This window comes from Bifidobacterium italicum, assembly GCF_002286915.1.
GTDB lineage: Bacteria > Actinomycetota > Actinomycetes > Actinomycetales > Bifidobacteriaceae > Bifidobacterium > Bifidobacterium italicum.
In genome coordinates, this window is sequence record NZ_MVOG01000012.1 from 1 (window position 1) to 16,794 (window position 16,794).

Sequence of the window (16,794 nt, forward strand, 5' to 3'; positions counted from 1 at the left end):
CGAGCCGGTCGTGTACGCGAACCGCGGCGTGGCGCGACGCTTGCTTTTGAACCTCGGCCAGCCCATACGCCTTCCCTTGCGCCTGCCGGTCCTCGAGTCGAAATGGTTCTTCAACGCGGCCGCCAATGATTCGAACGCGCTGTTGTACGCCTCCTTGCTGTATTCGGCCCACCACGGGGCGATCTCGTTCTTCCACTCGTTCCACCAACGCCGCATCGCGTACATCGACCAGTCCGCCTTCTCGCCACGCGCCAACTGGGACCGCACATGCGAGAGCATGAGATTATAGGCGAAGCGCGCCGCGCCCGCATGCCCCTCCAGCAAGCGTTCCTGCCGTGGCGTGGGATCGAGCGCCACCTTCACCGCCTCAAGCATCTTCCGCCGCCCTCAACGCGGCCTTCGCCTTGTTCGCGGCGGCGCGCCTGCCGTACAGGCGCGCGCACAACGACGTGAGCACCTCGGTCATCTCCCGCACCAGATCATCGTCCGGCTCCTCGTCGTCCACGACGATGACGCGCCGCCCCTGCGCCTTCAACGCGCTTTCGACCAATCCCGCGTTCATACGGGCAAGGCGGTCACGGTGCTCCACGATTATCACGCCCACCGTCGGGTCGGCCAGCAGACGGTTGAGCTTGCGCCGCCGATCGTTCATACCCGACCCCACTTCCGTGACGACCTCGGGCCGTTCGACGCCCATGCTGAGCGCGAACGCCTTGAGCCTGTCCGCCTGACGTTGCAGGTCGTTCTTCCGGTCCGGACCGGACACGCGCGCATAGCACACCGTGCGCCCGCCGGCAGGGGCATGCGCCCCTCGGGTCTCGTATTTGGGGTCGTGGATGAGCCACATACCGGTCGGCGTATGCTCCACAGGCACGGGCATCGTGCCCTCACGGCACCACTTCCACACCGTCTGCGGATGCAACCCCTCACGGGCCGCCCATTCCTTCACCAACATGAAACCAAGTATAACATATCCAAACCACGCAAAACAAACTCATACACCAACAGATAACAGCCCTATTTCACCGCGCTTTCCCGCGCAGTCGCGGCGCGAGCGCGATGCAAGGCGTCCGCTCACTCGTCCCGGCGTCCGCGCTGCCTTCCTCCCGCCGATGGCGATGCCGGACCCGACGACGCGGCGTCGCGCATGTGCCGCGCGCGATGCCGTCCGTCGCCGCCGCGCGCATGCCCAGGATGATCGGCGTCTCGCTCCTCGGGCGGTTCCTCGCCGTCGACCTCGCCGTTCATGCGCCGGCGGATCGACGGATACATCGTCGCGACGGTGAGCGCGGCGGCGGCCATGAGGAAGACGACGAGCACATGGAGCGGCCGGAAGAACAGCAGCATCAGCGAGCCGAAGGCGATGAGCGCCGCCCATCCCCACAGGATGAGCACGGCGCCGCGCACCGAATGGCCGATGCGCAGCATGCGGTGGTGCAGATGCATGCGGTCGGGGTGCATCGGCGACTGCCCTTTGCTCAGACGTCGGCAGATCGCCATCATCATGTCGAGCACCGGCAGGAACAGCACGAGGATCGGCAGCAGGATCGGCATGAACGCGGGCAGGTAGATCGACGCGTTCACCGTGGCCGGATCGATGCGTCCGGTCATGATGATCGACGCGCAGGTGATCAGGTAGCCGAGCAGCATCGATCCGGAATCGCCCATGAACAGCTTCGCCGGATGCCAGTTGTGCAGCAGGAAGCCGAGGCAGACTCCGACCATCGCGACGTCGACGAGCGTCGCCATCGACGCGTACGACGGCGCCGAGCGCGCGAGGATGTACGAGTAGATGCCGAAGGCGATGCCGCCGATCGCGACGATGCCGGCGGCGAGGCCGTCGAGGCCGTCGACGAAGTTCACGGCGTTGATCGACACGACGATGAGCAGCGCCGTGATCGCGATCGAGATCGTCGGCGACGCCGTCACGAGCGAGCCGATCGGCAACGTGATGATCTGCAGGCCGCCCCATGCGACGAACACCGAGATGAGCAGCTGCCCGGCGAGCTTGAGCATCCAATCGAGGTCCCAGATGTCGTCGCACACGCCCAGCAGGCAGATGAGCGCCGCGCCCGCCATGACGATGTACGCCTGGTGGTTCTCGCGGAAGACCCCCTGCAGGAAGTTGAGACGGGACGCGAAGAACATCGCCGTCAGGAAGCCGCACAGCATGCCGACGCCGCCCATGCGCGGGGTCGGCACCGTGTGCACGTCGCGCGCGCGCACCTCGCCGACCGCGCCGACGCGGATCGCCACATGGCGCACGATCGGCGTGTACAGGAACGTCGCGCAGGCCGCGAGCAGGCAGATGAACAGGTAGACCTTCATAAACCCAGACCGCCGCCGTTCATATGGATCGCGCGGCGGATGGCCGAAGCCGGGATGACGCCCTCGCGCAGGATCTCTATGCCGTCGCGCGCGAGGGGGTCGGCCGCCACGACGGTGCTCGCGACATGCCCGATCGTCGGGCCGCCGTCAAGATACAGGTCGACGGCGTCGCCGAAGGCGCGCACCGCCTCGTCGACGCTCTGCGCGCTCTCGTCGCCCGAACGGTTTGCGCTCGACGCGGCGAGCGACCCCGTCGCGCGCAGCACCTCAAGGCAGGCGTGCGAGTTCGGCACGCGGATCGCCTGAGTGCGCACGCCGCGCGCGTCGCGGCTCGTCGTGCACAATGCGCAGTCGTCGTCGGCGAGCGCGATCGGCGAGAACGCGCCGGGCAGCAGCTGCGCGGCGAGACGGTTGAGCGGCGTCGGCAGCGTCAGGCCGAGGGCGTCCAGATCGTCGACCGAGGCCATGATCACCTGCAGCGCCTTCGTGCGGGGGCGGCGCTTGGCCGCGTAGATCCGCGCGATCGCGTCGCCGTTGCGCGGGTCGCACGCGATGCCGTAGACGGTGTCGGTCGGCAGCACGACGAGGCCGCCGCCCTCGACGACCTTCCTCGCCTCGCGCAGCGACCGCTCATCGATGGCCCGTACGTCGCTCATGCCTGCTCCCCGCCTTTCCGCGTTGCCGATGTTCCTTCGACGCCGACGCGGCATACACCTGCGGCGCCCTTCGATGACGACTGTAGTCGCCCCGCCTACCGCGTCGCCACAAGATAGCGCGGACGGCCGGTGAGGTCTATCTCGGTGCGCGCGTCGGCGAAGCCGCTCGCACGCGCGAACGCGACGGTGCGGTCCGCCTGCGTGACGTCATGCTCCATGATAAGGACGCCGCCTGCGCGCAGCAGCACGGCGGCGCGCACGATGATGCGTTCCGGCACCATCATGCCGTCGGCGGAGCCGCCGTAGAGCGCGGTCTGCGGGTCGTATTCGCGCACCTCGAACTGCTCGGGCACGTCGGTGAGCGGGATGTACGGAGGATTGCTGACGACGACGTCGACGGTGCCGTCGAGCTGCGCGAGCGTCGTCGGGCAGGTCGCGTCGGCGATCTCGAGATGGTAGTTCGCCGTGATGTCGGGGAACGTGGCGCCCACTTCGCTCACGTTGCGGCGCGTCCACTGCGCGGCGAGGACGTCCTTCTCGACGCCCCACACCTGCGCGCCGGGCACTTCGGTGGCGATCGACAGGCCGATCGCGCCGCTGCCCGCGCACAGGTCGACGACGCGCGGGCAGTACATGCCTCCCCGTGTGATCCAGCCGAGGGCCTCGTCGACGAGCAGCTCCGTCTCCTGGCGCGGAATGAACACGCCGGGGCCGACCTTGATGTCCAGATACCTGAACGGCGCATGGCCGACGATGTACTGCAGCGGCTCGCGGCGTTCACGGCGCGCGAGCATCGCCGAATAGTCGGCGAGCGCGGCGGCCGCATCTATCGATTTGCCGTCGACGAGCCTTGCTACGCCGTCGCCGAGCAGCGCCGCCTTGTCGACGTCGCTCAGCGACGCGCGCGTCGCTTCGGCGAGCAGCAGCTTCGCGTCGTGTCGCGGCGTGTCGACGCCGGCCTGCGCGAGTCGGTCGCCGCCGACGGCGATGAGGTCGGCGACGGCCTGCGCGCCATCCCCGGGCATCTGCGGGCGCGCCGCCGCCGCGTCGTCCATTCCATCGGTTGCTTCATCGGTTGCCGACGCCATCGCCGCCTCCTGCATGGTTCGTATGTCGTGTGATGTCCATCGCGCCATATGCGACGCGTTCTGTGCGTTGCGCGCGCGCCGCGCTCACTCGTCGGCGCTCACTCGTTGGTACGGGCCAGGCGCTGCGCCTCGTCGGCCTGCACGTCGCTGTCGATGACGGCCTGCAGGTCGCCGTCGAGCACGGCGTCGAGATTGTACGCCTTGTAGTTCGTACGGTGGTCGACGATGCGGTTCTCCGGGAAGTTGTAGGTGCGGATGCGCTCGGAACGGTCGAGCGAACGCACCTGCGAGTGGCGCATGTCGGCGGCCTCGGCGGCCTCCTGCTCGTGCTTCATCGCGAGCAGCCGGCTCTTGAGGACGCGCAGCGCCGACGCGCGGTTCTGGATCTGCGACTTCTCGTCCTGCATGCTCACGACGATGCCGGTCGGGATGTGCGTCATACGCACCGCCGAATACGTCGTGTTGACTGACTGGCCGCCGGGCCCGGAGCTCATGAAGATGTCGATTTTGAGATCCTTCGGGTCGATCTCGATCTCGTCGTCGTCCTCGTCGGCCTCGGGGAACACGATGACGCCGGCGGCCGACGTCTGGATGCGGCCCTGCGATTCGGTCACCGGGATGCGCTGCACGCGATGCACGCCCCCCTCGTACTTGAGCGACGCCCAGACGCCCTCCTCGGGCGCCGGCGTGCCCTTCGCGCGGATCGCGAGCTGCACGTCCTTGACACCGCCGAGCTCCGTCGTGTTCTCGCTTTGGATCGTCGTGCTCCAGCCGCGCTTCTCGGCGTAGCGCGTGTACATGCGCAGCAGGTCGCCGGCGAACAACGCGGCCTCCTCGCCGCCGGTGCCGGCCTTGATCTCCATGATCACGTCGCGCGCGTCGTCCGGGTCGCGCGGGATGAGCGCCGTGCGCAGCCGTTCCTCGGCGGCCGGCAGCGCCTCCTCGAGCCGTTTCGCCTCGGCCTCGAAATCGGGATCCTCCGCCGCCATCTCATGTGCGGCCTCGGCGTCGTCACGGGCATGCAGATAATCGGTGTACGCGCTAACGATGGCGCCGAGTTCGGCGTGACGCCGCCCCAGCTTGCGCATCCTGTCCGGGGACGACGCCACATCCGGCTGCGCCATCTGCTGCTCGATCCTGCGGTATTCCTCAAGTGCGGTACGCGCCGCCGGGAACTGTTCCTCTGCCATCTTCGCCTTTTCGATGCCTCGGCCGCGGACTCACGCCATCCGGCGTCGTGCACGGCCCTCCGTTCAAACCGTTCCATCCTAGCAAGAGCCGTTGTCGCCTCCGGCGCCCACATGGGAAACGCGGACGCGCATGGATGCGGAATAAACACGGCACCCGGGAAGTTGTCCCTGATGGCGACGCCCGTGGTTCGCCACGGGACGAGCCGTACGGCTGCGTCAATGCGCAGCCGTACAATGCATGTATCCGGTTCACGCCTGCCATCGGGGCATGGCGACCCGGGTCCCCCGTATCTTTAGGAGACAAATTATGCAGCCAGGAATTCATCCTGATTATCATGCGGTGCAGGTTACCTGCTCCTGCGGCAACACCTTCGTCACGAAGTCGACCGCCAAGGGCGACCACATGACGGTGGACGTCTGCTCGAAGTGCCACCCGTTCTACACCGGTAAGCAGAAGATTCTGGATACCGGCGGCCGTGTGGCCCGCTTCGAGAAGCGCTACGGCAAGAAGAGCAGCTGACTCTCACGCTGATACGGAAACGCCGGCCTTCGGGTCGGCGTTTTTCGTTATGCCGTCCGCGCGCCCCGCGCCGCGACTGCGCAGGGCGATCGCACAAGGGCCGTCCGCGCACCCGCGGCAGCCGCCCAACCGGTGCCCACGGCCGCGCCGGCCCTTCCGCATCCGCCGATTCCCTGCCGTGCCCCGACCGTAATGGTCATGTCGTTTGCTACACTTTAGCGAGTCGCATCCGCGGTTTCCCGCGATACGACGTGGGGCCTTAGCTCAGTCGGTTAGAGCATCGGACTCATAATCCGCCGGTCCAGGGTTCAAGCCCCTGAGGCCCCACCGGTCACGGCCCGCTGGCGACGGCGGGCCGTCCTGTATGGATCCCCGGCGTGCGCCGACGCGTCCGCGCACGCCGGGGATCCCGCCGATCCCGGCATACCGCTCAACGGTACCTGCGCCGTCCGCGCCGGAACCGCACGCACCGGCGACCCATATGCACCAAGCCCTCCGGTCTCCCGTGCCGCGCATCAGCGGCGGTCGTTGTTCTTATCGTCCCGGTTCGCGTTGCGGCCGCCGTCCTTGTCGGCCTGGCTTTCCGCCTTCTTGCGGTCGGCTTCGGCCTGCGCCTTCTTCTGCGCCTCCTCGCGCGCCTTGCGCTCGTCGTCGGCGATCTTCTTGTCGCGCGACGCGTTGACGTCGCCGATCGCCGACTTGATCTGCTGCTCGATCGACGAGATCTCGTCGAGGTCGCCTCCGGCCTCGGCCTGCTTCGCCTTGTCGTAGAGTTCGGACAGACGGCTCCACGTCGCCTCGTCCGCCACCTGCCCGCGCGTCAGGTCGAGCGTCGTCTGCGCCTCGCGCAACGTGTCGTCAAGCGCGGCCGTCGCCTCCTCGACCTCCTTGAGCCGCTTCGAGTCGTTGACGCCGTCGACGGCCTCCTGCAGCGAACGCATATGCGCGTCGTACCACTCTTCATGATCGCGGATCTGCTGGATGCGTGCATCGTACTGGTCGACCGACGACACATCGCAGCTCGTCGTCGCCGGCGCCTGCGCCTTGAGCTGTTCGTCGAGCAGTTTGACGGTGCCGCTGTCCGCGACCTGGATGTCGGAGACCGTTCCGGCGGACGCACCGTCGCCCGCACGCAGCTCCTCGTACTGCTTCGCCTTCTTGTCGAGCGCCGTCATCGCGCTTTCGCAACGCGCGTGCTCCTGCGCGAGCTGCTGCTGTCGATGGTTGTGAATCCGCACGCCGGCGAAGATGACGGCGGCGAACAGCGCGAGCGCGGCGATCGAAGCGAAGATCACCCACAGATACTTGCGATTGTCGTCTTCCGGCGGCTTATGGCCGGGCTTCTTCGCGAGCGCGGCGATCTCGTTGGGGTTGATGAGTTCGGTCTGCGTGCCGGCTTCGGCTCCCGCGTACACAATCGTGCTGTCGTCCACCATGAACAAACCTTCTTTTCATGTGATGGCGCTCATCTCGATGATGTCGCATGATCTCGTCACGACGCACGCTCTCTCCTGCCGATGCATCGTCGACATCAGTGTACGTGGACGCCTTCCCGTCCGGGTGGCGCCCATCTTACGTAGTGGGACGCCGCCCGACGCGACAGTACATGGGTGAGTACACCCACAAAGCGCCGTCATCGGCGACCACGGCGGCAGTACGTAGGTGAGTACACCCGCAGAATGCCGCCGACGACGGCTACAACGGCAGTACATGGGTGAGCTCACCCACAGAATGCCACCGATGGCGACTGCAACGGCGGTACATGGGTGGGCACACGCACAGAATGTCGTCAGCGGTCGGCGGCGACGGTGGTGCGGACGGCGCGTCCGGAGGCGAAACGGTCGAGGACGCCGGTCTTCGCGATCGCCAGATAGAGATACCACGAGCCGACGCCGGCGATGAGCGCGCCGCCGACGATCTCGCTCACCATGTGCACGATGCCGCGCGGGCTGACGAACGCGACGCCCTGATAGCGGAACAGCATCAGGTAGATGCCGTATTCGATCGCCGTGCACACGCCGGAAAGAATCGAGATCGGCAGATTGAAGACGCGGTACCGCGTCAGCGCGAACGGCAGTTCGGCGAACAGTCCCTGCAGCGCGGCGGACAGGAAGACGAACCCGAAGGAGAACGAGCTGCCGATCAGCATCTCCGCGGCGCATCCGACGAGGTTGACGAACACGGCAGACCCCGGCTTGCGCAGAATGAGCACGGCGAGCGTGCCCGAGAAGTACCATACGGCGTGCAGGATGCTCGCGAAGCCCGGCAGCAGGCCGCCGAGGATAGGTGAGATCGATGCGTAGGCGAAATTGAATCCCCAGAAGACGACGCCGGCGGCTATGCCGAGCGCGGCGGCCACGGCGATGTCCGCGGTCGTCCAACGCAGTCTTCTGCCGGAACGGATGGTGGTGTTGACTTGATTTTGGGTGTGTTCGACCATGGAAGTCCCTCTTCCCGACGGTACTGCGCACAGCGGTTCGAAAGGCGTTCCTTGACCTGCGCAGTCCGGGCGGGAACGCCTCCGTCAGCATAGCAAGACGGGGGGCGCCCCGTCATATGCACGCGGCGACGGCATCGCCGCGCAGACCGCGCATACCGCGCGCCGACGCGCCTCGCAACACCACGCATCGGTCCGCAACGACGTCTCACATCATGAGATTTCGACATCGTGGGCGCACAGGCAGCCGTCGCACACGGCGCATGGCGCGCGAACGCGGCCGCGCGACGTCCGCGCGCTCACGACTTGAGGTATGCCAGCGGCTCGTCGACGAAGCAGCGCAAACCGGTGACGGCCGCACCGAGCAACGCGGGGCGCGCGCAGCCGCTGGCGCGCGCGACGCGCACATGCACGACGTCGCGAGCGAGCACCTGATCCTGCACATGCCGTTCCATCGCGCGCAGCCGCGCGTCATCAAGCTGCGCCCACGCGCCGCCGAGGACGACGACGTCGAGGTCGCTGACGTTGACGATCGAGACGATCATCGATTCGATCGCGCGCATCGCGCGGTCCATGACCTCGAGCACATGCGCGTCGCCGCGCTGGGCGCGCCGGAAGAACTCGTCGATCGACGCCTGGGTCGCGGCGTCGGCCCCGTGCGCGATGCCGGCGGCCTCGACGACCGCGCGACGTCCGGCATAGGCCTCGACGCAGCCGCGGCGGCCGCAGCGGCAACGGGGTCCGTCCATCTGCACGGAAAGGTGGCCGACCTCGCCGGCGAAGCCGTGGTCGCCGCGCACGAGCGAGCCGCCGCGCACGATCGCCCCGCCGATGCCGATGTCGGTGGAGACGTAGAGGAACGATCCGTTCGGGCCGACGACGCCTTCGTCGGCGCGCTGCGTCGCATAGCCGGGCAGCTGAGCGACGGCCGCCATGTTGGATTCGTTGCCGGCGATGACGTCGAGCCTGCGCATGAGCGCCTGCTCGTTGAGGTCGACGTCCTCCCATCCGAGGTTGCGCGCGACGATGAGATGGCCCTCCTCGGTGACGAGTCCGGGCAGCGCCAGCCCCACCCCGGCGATCGTGTAGCCATGCTCGCGCAGCGTCCGCTCCTGCGCGCCGAGCATCGCATCGAGGTCGTCGAAGACGGCCTTCGTGTCCGCGCCGTGCAGGTCGCCTTCGACCCAGCGTTCGGCGACGGCGGAGCCGTCGAGGTCGAGGACGAGATAGCCGTAGCCGTCGGTGTTGATCTGGATGCCGATGCCGCACATCGCGCCGCCGGCGATGAGCAGCGGCGTGCTCGGGCGTCCGTAGACGGACTGCACGATCGGCATCCCCTCGCGCACGATGCGGTTGTCGATGAGCAGCGAGACGAGAAGCGACATCGTCGCCTTCGTCAGCCCGGTCTCCTTGGCGAGGTCGGCGCGACTGAGCGGCGTCGTGCGGCGCATCATCGTCTCGAGCACGACGGACAGGTTGTGGTTCCTCAGATCGTTCTGGTTGATGCTCCTCAACGTCGCCATGCGCCGCCTCCTCGCTTTCGCGGCGCGCCCCTTCTGGTCGCGCCGAACTACGGTCATGCTACACTACACAGTATAGTTTAGCCATCTAACTATTTAGCTGGCTATGCGGCGCGGCCGACGGTCGGCCGCGCACCGACGGCGCGCAGGCACCGGCGCACGACGACGTGCGCACCGCGCGCCCATACGGCGCACATGCGCGGAAAGGAGCCACGATGCAGCGAACGCTCGTCGCGGGAGTCGACACATCCACCCAATCCTGCAAGGTGCGCGTCACCGACGCGCGCACCGGCGCACTCGTCCGCTTCGGTCAGGCGAAGCATCCGTCGGGCACGACGGTCGACCCCGAGGCCTGGTGGCGGGCGTTCCTCGAGGCGTCGGCGCAGGCCGGTGGCCTCGACGACGTCGCCGCGATCGCCGTCGGCGGACAGCAGCACGGCATGGTGCTGCTCGACGAACACGGCCGCGTCATCCGCGACGCGATGCTGTGGAACGACGTCAGCTCGGCGCCGCAGGCCGAGGAACTGATCACGATGCTCGGCGCGCGCGGCGACGGCCATGACGGCGCGGACGCCGTCCATGCGCGCGGCGTCGCACGCTGGGTCGAGGCGGTCGGCTCGTCGCCGGTCGCCTCATACACATTGACGAAGATCAAATGGGTGACCGAGCACGAGCCGGACCATGCGGCGCGCATCGCCGCCGTATGCCTCCCCCACGACTGGCTCAGCTGGCGCATCGCCGGCTACGGGCCGGTCGACGACGGCGCGGACGCGCATCTCGACATGCTGTGCACCGACCGCTCCGACGCCTCCGGCACCCTCTACTTCGACGCCGCGCACGACGCATACCGCCGCGATCTGCTCGCGCTCGGCCTCACACGCGGCGACGGACCCGACCCCGACGCAGCCGCGCTCGGCCTCGCCGACCGTATCACGCTGCCGCATGTCCTCGGGCCGCATGAGGCGGCGCCGACGCGCGCGGCGGCGTCCATCGCCGGCGCCGCGCTGCCCGACGGCTGCATCATCGCGCCCGGCGGCGGCGACAACGCGATGGCGGCGCTCGGCCTGGGCATGGCCGTCGGCGACGTCTCGGTCTCGCTCGGCACCTCCGGCGTGGCCGCCGCAGTCAGCGAGACGCCGGTCGTCGACACGACGGGCTCCGTCTCCGGATTCGCCGACTGCACCGGCCATTTCCTGCCACTCGCATGCACGATCAACGCATCGCGCATCCTCGACGCGGCCCGCGCCGCGCTGCGTGTCGACTACGACGAGCTCGCCGCGCTAGCGCTCGCCGCCCGCCCCGGCGCCGACGGCATGACGCTCGTGCCGTATTTCGACGGCGAACGCACGCCGAACCGCCCGGACGCGACGGCCACATTGTCCGGCATGACGATGGCGAACACGAACGCCGAGGACATCGCGCGCGCCTTCGTCGAGGGACTGCTGTGCTCGCAACGCGACTGCATCGAGCTGATCCGCTCGCTCGGCGCGCCGATCGAGCGCGTGCTGCTCATCGGCGGCGGCGCGAAGTCGCTCGCCGTGCGCACGCTCGCGCCGTGCGTCCTCGGCATGGACGTCACCTGCCCGGCGACCGACGAATACGTGGCGATCGGCGCGGCGCGGCAGGCGGCATGGACGCTCGCCGGCGACGACGAGGCGCCCGAATGGCCGGTCTCGATCGACTCGGTGTCCACCGGCGCGCCGACGCCGCTGGTCTACGAGGCCTACGTCCGGGCGCGCGGCTGACGCAGGACGACGCACAGGGCCCGGATCGGGAGGTTCGCAACGAACCTGCCGATCCGGGCCCTGTGCGTTCCGGACCGCGAATGAATCGGGCATGCAGACGGCGCCGACGGCGACTCCAGAACGCCCTCACCCGATCCGCGACACGGCCGACGGACGCGCGGGTGGACGTCGTCGACACACGACGCACGACGCCCACCCGACTGCGCGAATCTCAGTCCGACGCCTCCCGGTAATCGAAGTCGACGAAATCGGCCTCGGCTTCGTAGCCGGAAAGGTCGACCGCCGCGAGCCCCACGAACGCACCGGTGAAGAATCCGCCATAGCGCTGGTTCACATAGTCGTCCGAAAGGATTCTGGCATCGAGGTCCACACCGAGATTGCGCCAATGCTCACCGTCGAACGAATAGTCGTAGGTGTAGCGCTGCGTGCGCACACGCGTGCGCAGCCACACCGTCCGCACATCGTCCGGCACCGGTACGGCGTCATCGCGCAGGAACGAGGTGTAGACGTTGAAATCGTTCTGCGCCACCTCGATCACACGGCACCCGCGTCGTTCGTCCCATGTCACGAAGGCCCACGACCAGCACAGGTCGTTGTAGTAGTTCGTCAGCCCCGCCATCTGGTTGTAGGTGCACGGGTCGAATCGCACACCCACCGACGCGACGAAGTCGAAGGCCTGCCAGCGACGCGCCACGAGCGACAGGTCGAACAGATTGCACAACGACCCTCTGCCCTTCAACGTGAGCGCGCCGTCGCCGACCGAACCCATGCGCTCGTCGAACGGCACACGCAACGTGTTCCAGTCCGCCCCCAGCGCGGTGTCGGTGAAATCGTCGTGCCGGTCGCGCGAGACCGGCGCTTCATCGACGACGGCGCCCGCAGGGGCCTCGACGAAACGTTCGCCGCCATGTCCTCCCACGATGTACGGCCAGCCGTCCGCGGTCCAATTGACCTTTTGGATCGACGTCTCGCGCCCCAACGTGCACCAGCCGCGTGGATCGCTCACCGATTCGCCTTCACGGTGCCACGGCCGCGCGCACAGCGACGCGTAGTACCATTCGCCGTCAGGCGTGTCCACGAGCGCCCCATGGCCCTGCTTCTGCAGATAACTGCGCGGCGTATCGAAATTCGTGAGGAACGGGTTGATCGGGCTGCCCTCGAACGAGTGGGCTTCAAGCGTGGACGACCGCGCCACGACCTCCTGATGGGTCCAGACGGTGCCCCCCTCCGCACAGAACAGATAGTAAAGGCCGCCGATCTTATACAGATGCGGCCCCTCCACGAGCTTTACGTCGGTGCCGTTCCAGATGGTCCGCGCCGTCTGCGGCTTGAGCCGCATCGTTTCCACATCGAATTCGGTAAGCGTGATGCCGTTGAACGGATGATGGTATTCACGGAAGTCCCACGTCTGTTGCACCAGGTATTTGCGACCGTCGTCGTCATGGAACAGGCTTGCATCGAAGCCGACGCCGTTGAGCTTGAGGGGTTCGCTCCACGGACCGCGGATGTCGTCGGCCGTCACCAGATAGTTCACGCAATCCTTGAACGCGCCATTGACGACCTTGACGTCCGCATAGACGAGCCAGAACCTGCCGTCGGCATACGACAGATCAGGGGCCCATACGCCGCCGGACGACGGGTTTCCCCGCATATCAAGCTGGGAGCTCCGGCTCAGCGGGCTTGGCAATGGCCGCCAATGCACCATGTCCCGCGATTCGTGCAGCCGCACGCCGGGGAACCATTCGAATGTGGAATTCGCGATGTAATAGGTATCGCCGACGCGGATCATCGACGGATCGGCGTGGAATCCGGCGAGCACCGGGTTTTCGATCTTCATTTCGGTCTCCTTGGGAAACGGTGGCCCGGATAGTGTCCGGACCACCGTGATTCGAGTATTGCGCGCGGTGCCCTGGATCAACCCTTGACCGCGCCGGCGAGGCCGCCCACGATCTTCTTCTGGAAGATCGTGAAGCAGATGAGCGCCGGGATCATCGACAGCGACGTGAACGCGAGCACCTGTGCGGTGTCGACCGAGTGCTGCGAGCTGAACATCTGCACGCCGAGCGGCAGCGTGTACTTCGTCGAATCGTTGAGCAGGAACAACGGAAGCATGTAGGCGTTCCAACTGGCCACGAACGAAAGAATCGCGATGGTGGCCACGCCGGGGCCGCTCAGAGGCAGCACCATGCGGGCGAAGAAGCCGAGCCTCGAGCAGCCATCGAGCTGCGCCGCCTCCTCGAGCTCCATCGGGATCGACTGCAGGAACGGCACGAGGATGATGATCGCCTGCGGCAGACCGAACGCGATCTGCGGCAGGATGATGCCGAGCTGGCTGTTGATCAGATGCAGGTTGCGCAGCAGCAGGTACAGCGGCGTGATCGCGACGGTGATCGGGAACATCATGCCCGCCGAGAAGAGCGTGTACAGCATGCGGCTGAAGCGGAAGCGGTAGCGCGCGATGACGAAGCTCACCATGAGCGCGAGGACGACGACGCCGACCATCGTGCCGATCGAGACGATAAGCGAGTTGACGAGCTCGACCCAGAAGGTGCTTGAGCCGACGACGGTCGCATAGTTCGAGAAGTTCCACGGATTGGGCAGCCCCGCGGGGTCGCGCGTGATCTGCGAATTCGTGCGGAAACCGCCGAGGATGATGTAGAGGACCGGCACGACGCATATGAGCACGAGGATGACCGACAGCACGTAGACGATCGGATGGCCCCACGGCGTCTTCGCCGATTTGCGGTATGCGTATGGGTCGTTGCGCTTGCGCTTGCCGAACAGCAATGTGCGTTCGATGCGTTCACCTGTGTACGTCATGATGTTGCCACCTCCATGGAAGCGTTGTTCGGGGCGATCGCCTCTTCGATCTCGTCGCGCTCCATGCGTTCGCGTTCGCGCTTGGCGATGCGGCGTTCGAGCTGCTTGCGTTCGCGCTTCTCGACGGCGCCGGCGAGGTCGCGGTTGAGGACGAAGCGCTGGTATGCGAGCGCGATGACGAGCGAGATGATGAAGATGACGACGGCGACCGCGGAGCCGTAGCCGTAGTTGTTGGCAAGACGTCCTTCCCTGACCATGTACGTGGCCATCGTCGAGGTGCCTGCCGTCGACGAGACGTATTGTCCCCAGATGATGTAGACGAGGTCGAACAGCTGGAGCGAACCGATGATCGACATGAACGCCCACATGCGGATCGTCGGGGCGAGCAGCGGGAGCGTGATGCTCCACTGCTGGCGCCAGAAGCCCGCGCCGTCGACGCGCGCCGCCTCGTAGAGTTCCTCGGGGATCGCCTGCATGCCGGCGATCATCAGGATGACGGCGAAGCCGATGTACTTCCACGAGATGATGAACATGAGCGTCCAGATCGCGATCTTCGGATTGGCGATCCAGTCGACGCCCTGCAGGCCGAGGTTCTTCATGACCGCGTTGACGGCGCCGTTCGGCTGGAGCATCAGGCTCCAACCGGTGCCGATGATGACCTCGGAGACGACGTACGGCACGAAGATGAGTGTGCGGATGAGTCCGCGCCCCTTGAATTTCTGGTTGAGCAGCAGTGCGAACAGGATCGCGAGCGGCCCCTGGATGACGAGCGACATGACCGCGATGAACAATGTGTGGCCGAGCGCCTGCTGGAAGTTCGGGTCGGTGAGGATGATGTGGTAGTTCTCGAGACCGATGAACTGGCCGTTGACGTTGGGCTTGCCGAAGCCCTTCCATCTGTAGAATCCGTAATACGCCGCCATGAACACCGGCAGGATCACGAATCCGACGAACATGATGAGCGCGGGGACGGACAGGACGCTCATTTCGAAACGCTGACGGAACCGTTCGCTGCGAGGACGGCCGCGGCGCTTGGCGCGCATGCTTGTTGCGACTGACATGACTTACTCCTCTGATGATGTCTGTCTGGATGAACGTGGCGGGGGCCAGGGCCGGCGGTCGCCGGCCCCGGTCCCCGGGGGATCGTCAGCCCTTGTTTGCTGCCGCTTCGATGCCCTTGACGATGTCCTCGGCATTGCCCTTGCCGGCCATCATGTTGACGACGCCCTCGTTGAGCGCGTTGCCGACGTTCTGCCCGAAGACCGTGTCGAGCCACAGCGAGACCGACGAGGCCTCGTCATAGACCTTGAGCACCTGCTTGAGCGCGTCGTTCGTGACGACGGACTGCGCGTTCTTCGCCGCGGGGATCGTGACGAACGCCTCGGCGTACTTCTCCTGCCATTCCTTCTCGGAGATGAAGTTGAGGAAGTCGACGGCCTCCTGTGGCGCCCATGCGCCGACCGACATGCCATCGGCGCCGGCGAGCATCGCCGTCGGGTCGCCCTCGCCGCCCTCCATCTCGGGGAACGTGAAGTATCCGAGGTCGGCCATGTCCTTCTTGTCCGGGGTCAGGTCACGCACGACACCGGGCTCCCAGCCGCCCATGAGCTCCATCGCGGCCATGTGGTTGGCGAGCAGGCCCGCCGACGAGCTTGCGCCCTGCTGGGCGGAGGTCGTCAGGAAGCCGTCGTTGAAGCCGTCGAGATCAAGGAGGTCCTTGACGTCATCGCCGGCCTTGACCCAGCAGTCGTTCGTGAACTTCATGTCGCTCGAGGCCTCGTCGAACGCCGACTGCGAGCATTCACGCAACGCGAACCAGTAGTACCAATGAGCCGCCGGCCAGGCGTCCTTGCCACCGAGCGCGATCGGCGTGATGCCGGCGTCCTTGAGCTTGCCAACGGCGGTCTTGAACTCGTCCCAGGTCTTCGGCGTCTCGGTGATGCCGGCCTTCTTGAACAGGTCCTTCGAATACCAGATGCCTCCGGGGAGCACCGCCTGCGGCACGCCGTAGACCTTGCCGTCGATCGTCGTCGTGTCAAGCGCCGTCTTCATCTGCGTCTTGACCTGGTCCGAGATCTTGTCGGTCAGGTCCATGACCTGGCCGGCCTCGACGACGTCACGCAGCTTCTGGCCGCCACGCGCCAGGAACACGTCCGGCGCGGACGACGGGTCCTGCAGCGCCGTCTGGAGCTTGCCGTCCATATCCTCGTTCTGGATCGCCTCGACCTTGATGTCGACGTTCGCGTGTTCCTTCTCGAACGCGGCCGCCGCGTCCTCCCAGAACTTCTTGCCGTCGCCCGTCGTGGAGTTCATCCACACGACGACTTCGGTCTTGCCGTCCGCGTTTGTGCCATCGCCGCCTCCGCATGCGGACACGCCGACGATGGTCATCGCCGCGACGGTCGCGGCGAGCACTGACTTGGCCTTCATGATGTACCTCCTGAATCGTCCGCGCCGTCATTGGAGCGGTTTCCGGATGCCTATGGATCA

At 66.6% G+C, this 16,794-nt stretch carries 15 protein-coding genes and 1 tRNA gene; 3 read left to right on the forward strand and 13 right to left on the reverse strand.

Going from position 1 to position 16,794, the window contains the following annotated elements:
* The 6 genes from B1400_RS04510 to prfA all read right to left on the reverse strand — a co-directional run.
* Positions 1–375: helix-turn-helix domain-containing protein (locus B1400_RS04510; RefSeq protein WP_157909637.1), on the reverse strand; the 375-nt coding region annotated here is incomplete at its 3' end.
* Entirely contained in the window at positions 368–955 is a 588-nt protein-coding gene (locus B1400_RS04515) for an IS607 family transposase (protein WP_095613258.1), read from the reverse strand. The genes B1400_RS04510 and B1400_RS04515, both read right to left, overlap by 8 nt.
* A 119-nt stretch (positions 956–1,074) precedes the next feature.
* Complete coding sequence (locus B1400_RS04520) at positions 1,075–2,328, reverse strand: MraY family glycosyltransferase (RefSeq protein WP_095613259.1); 1,254 nt, start codon at positions 2,326–2,328, stop codon at positions 1,075–1,077.
* The gene (locus B1400_RS04525) at positions 2,325–2,984 is read right to left on the reverse strand and encodes an L-threonylcarbamoyladenylate synthase (RefSeq protein WP_095613260.1); all 660 of its coding nucleotides are present in this window, start codon (positions 2,982–2,984) and stop codon (positions 2,325–2,327) included. The genes B1400_RS04520 and B1400_RS04525 overlap by 4 nt, the downstream gene beginning before the upstream one ends.
* A gap of 95 nt (positions 2,985–3,079) precedes the next feature.
* Positions 3,080–4,039 carry a peptide chain release factor N(5)-glutamine methyltransferase gene (prmC, locus tag B1400_RS04530; protein ID WP_407641066.1) on the reverse strand — a complete coding sequence of 320 codons (960 nt, stop codon included), beginning with the start codon at positions 4,037–4,039 and terminating at the stop codon, positions 3,080–3,082.
* Positions 4,040–4,170: 131 nt separating this feature from the next.
* A complete protein-coding gene (prfA, locus tag B1400_RS04535) occupies positions 4,171–5,262 on the reverse strand; it encodes a peptide chain release factor 1 (RefSeq protein ID WP_095613261.1) in 1,092 nt (363 codons plus the stop codon).
* 307 nt (positions 5,263–5,569) lie between these two features.
* On the opposite strand from prfA, the gene rpmE reads away from it, so the two are divergent.
* Both rpmE and B1400_RS04545 read left to right on the forward strand, forming a co-directional pair.
* The gene (rpmE, locus tag B1400_RS04540; RefSeq protein WP_024540314.1) at positions 5,570–5,782 is read left to right on the forward strand and encodes a 50S ribosomal protein L31; all 213 of its coding nucleotides are present in this window, start codon (positions 5,570–5,572) and stop codon (positions 5,780–5,782) included.
* Between the two features lie 253 nt (positions 5,783–6,035).
* A tRNA-Ile gene (locus tag B1400_RS04545) sits at positions 6,036–6,109 on the forward strand.
* Positions 6,110–6,297: 188 nt separating this feature from the next.
* Here B1400_RS04545 and B1400_RS04550 read toward each other — a convergent pair.
* The 3 genes from B1400_RS04550 to B1400_RS04560 form a co-directional block, all read right to left on the reverse strand.
* On the reverse strand, positions 6,298–7,218 hold the full coding sequence (locus B1400_RS04550; RefSeq protein WP_095613262.1) for an erythrocyte-binding protein: 921 nt from the start codon (positions 7,216–7,218) through the stop codon (positions 6,298–6,300).
* A gap of 353 nt (positions 7,219–7,571) precedes the next feature.
* Positions 7,572–8,222, reverse strand: coding sequence for an ECF transporter S component (locus tag B1400_RS04555; protein ID WP_095613263.1), 651 nt, complete (start codon positions 8,220–8,222; stop codon positions 7,572–7,574).
* 296 nt (positions 8,223–8,518) lie between these two features.
* Positions 8,519–9,742 carry an ROK family protein gene (locus B1400_RS04560; RefSeq protein ID WP_095613264.1) on the reverse strand — a complete coding sequence of 408 codons (1,224 nt, stop codon included), beginning with the start codon at positions 9,740–9,742 and terminating at the stop codon, positions 8,519–8,521.
* A 212-nt stretch (positions 9,743–9,954) separates the two neighbouring features.
* Here B1400_RS04560 and B1400_RS04565 point away from each other — a divergent pair, with 212 nt between their 5' ends.
* Positions 9,955–11,484: a xylulokinase gene (locus tag B1400_RS04565; RefSeq protein WP_095613265.1), complete on the forward strand. Its 1,530-nt coding sequence runs from the start codon at positions 9,955–9,957 to the stop codon at positions 11,482–11,484.
* Positions 11,485–11,695: 211 nt separating this feature from the next.
* On the opposite strand, the gene B1400_RS04570 is transcribed toward B1400_RS04565, so the two are convergent.
* The 4 genes from B1400_RS04570 to B1400_RS04585 form a co-directional block, all read right to left on the reverse strand.
* Positions 11,696–13,321 (reverse strand): glycoside hydrolase family 43 protein, encoded by a 1,626-nt coding sequence (locus B1400_RS04570; protein WP_095613266.1) that lies wholly within the window; start codon positions 13,319–13,321, stop codon positions 11,696–11,698.
* Between the two features lie 77 nt (positions 13,322–13,398).
* Positions 13,399–14,304, reverse strand: a complete 906-nt coding sequence (locus B1400_RS04575) for a carbohydrate ABC transporter permease (RefSeq protein ID WP_095613267.1) — start codon at positions 14,302–14,304, stop codon at positions 13,399–13,401.
* On the reverse strand, positions 14,301–15,365 hold the full coding sequence (locus tag B1400_RS04580; protein WP_095613268.1) for a carbohydrate ABC transporter permease: 1,065 nt from the start codon (positions 15,363–15,365) through the stop codon (positions 14,301–14,303). The genes B1400_RS04575 and B1400_RS04580 overlap by 4 nt, the downstream gene beginning before the upstream one ends.
* Before the next feature lie 85 nt (positions 15,366–15,450).
* Positions 15,451–16,734: an ABC transporter substrate-binding protein gene (locus tag B1400_RS04585; protein WP_095613269.1), complete on the reverse strand. Its 1,284-nt coding sequence runs from the start codon at positions 16,732–16,734 to the stop codon at positions 15,451–15,453.
* Positions 16,735–16,794: the final 60 nt, after the last annotated feature.

Bases quoted from the DNA above. Each gene is read 5' to 3' on its own strand.
- B1400_RS04515 (WP_095613258.1), bottom strand. From the start codon at position 955: ATGTTGGTGAAGGAATGGGCGGCCCGTGAGGGGTTGCATCCGCAGACG.
- B1400_RS04520 (WP_095613259.1), bottom strand. From the start codon at position 2,328: ATGAAGGTCTACCTGTTCATCTGCCTGCTCGCGGCCTGCGCGACGTTC.
- B1400_RS04525 (WP_095613260.1), bottom strand. From the start codon at position 2,984: ATGAGCGACGTACGGGCCATCGATGAGCGGTCGCTGCGCGAGGCGAGG.
- prmC (WP_407641066.1), bottom strand. From the start codon at position 4,039: ATGGACGACGCGGCGGCGGCGCGCCCGCAGATGCCCGGGGATGGCGCG.
- prfA (WP_095613261.1), bottom strand. From the start codon at position 5,262: ATGGCAGAGGAACAGTTCCCGGCGGCGCGTACCGCACTTGAGGAATAC.
- rpmE (WP_024540314.1), top strand. From the start codon at position 5,570: ATGCAGCCAGGAATTCATCCTGATTATCATGCGGTGCAGGTTACCTGC.
- B1400_RS04550 (WP_095613262.1), bottom strand. From the start codon at position 7,218: ATGGTGGACGACAGCACGATTGTGTACGCGGGAGCCGAAGCCGGCACG.
- B1400_RS04555 (WP_095613263.1), bottom strand. From the start codon at position 8,222: ATGGTCGAACACACCCAAAATCAAGTCAACACCACCATCCGTTCCGGC.
- B1400_RS04560 (WP_095613264.1), bottom strand. From the start codon at position 9,742: ATGGCGACGTTGAGGAGCATCAACCAGAACGATCTGAGGAACCACAAC.
- B1400_RS04565 (WP_095613265.1), top strand. From the start codon at position 9,955: ATGCAGCGAACGCTCGTCGCGGGAGTCGACACATCCACCCAATCCTGC.
- B1400_RS04570 (WP_095613266.1), bottom strand. From the start codon at position 13,321: ATGAAGATCGAAAACCCGGTGCTCGCCGGATTCCACGCCGATCCGTCG.
- B1400_RS04575 (WP_095613267.1), bottom strand. From the start codon at position 14,304: ATGACGTACACAGGTGAACGCATCGAACGCACATTGCTGTTCGGCAAG.
- B1400_RS04580 (WP_095613268.1), bottom strand. From the start codon at position 15,365: ATGTCAGTCGCAACAAGCATGCGCGCCAAGCGCCGCGGCCGTCCTCGC.
- B1400_RS04585 (WP_095613269.1), bottom strand. From the start codon at position 16,734: ATGAAGGCCAAGTCAGTGCTCGCCGCGACCGTCGCGGCGATGACCATC.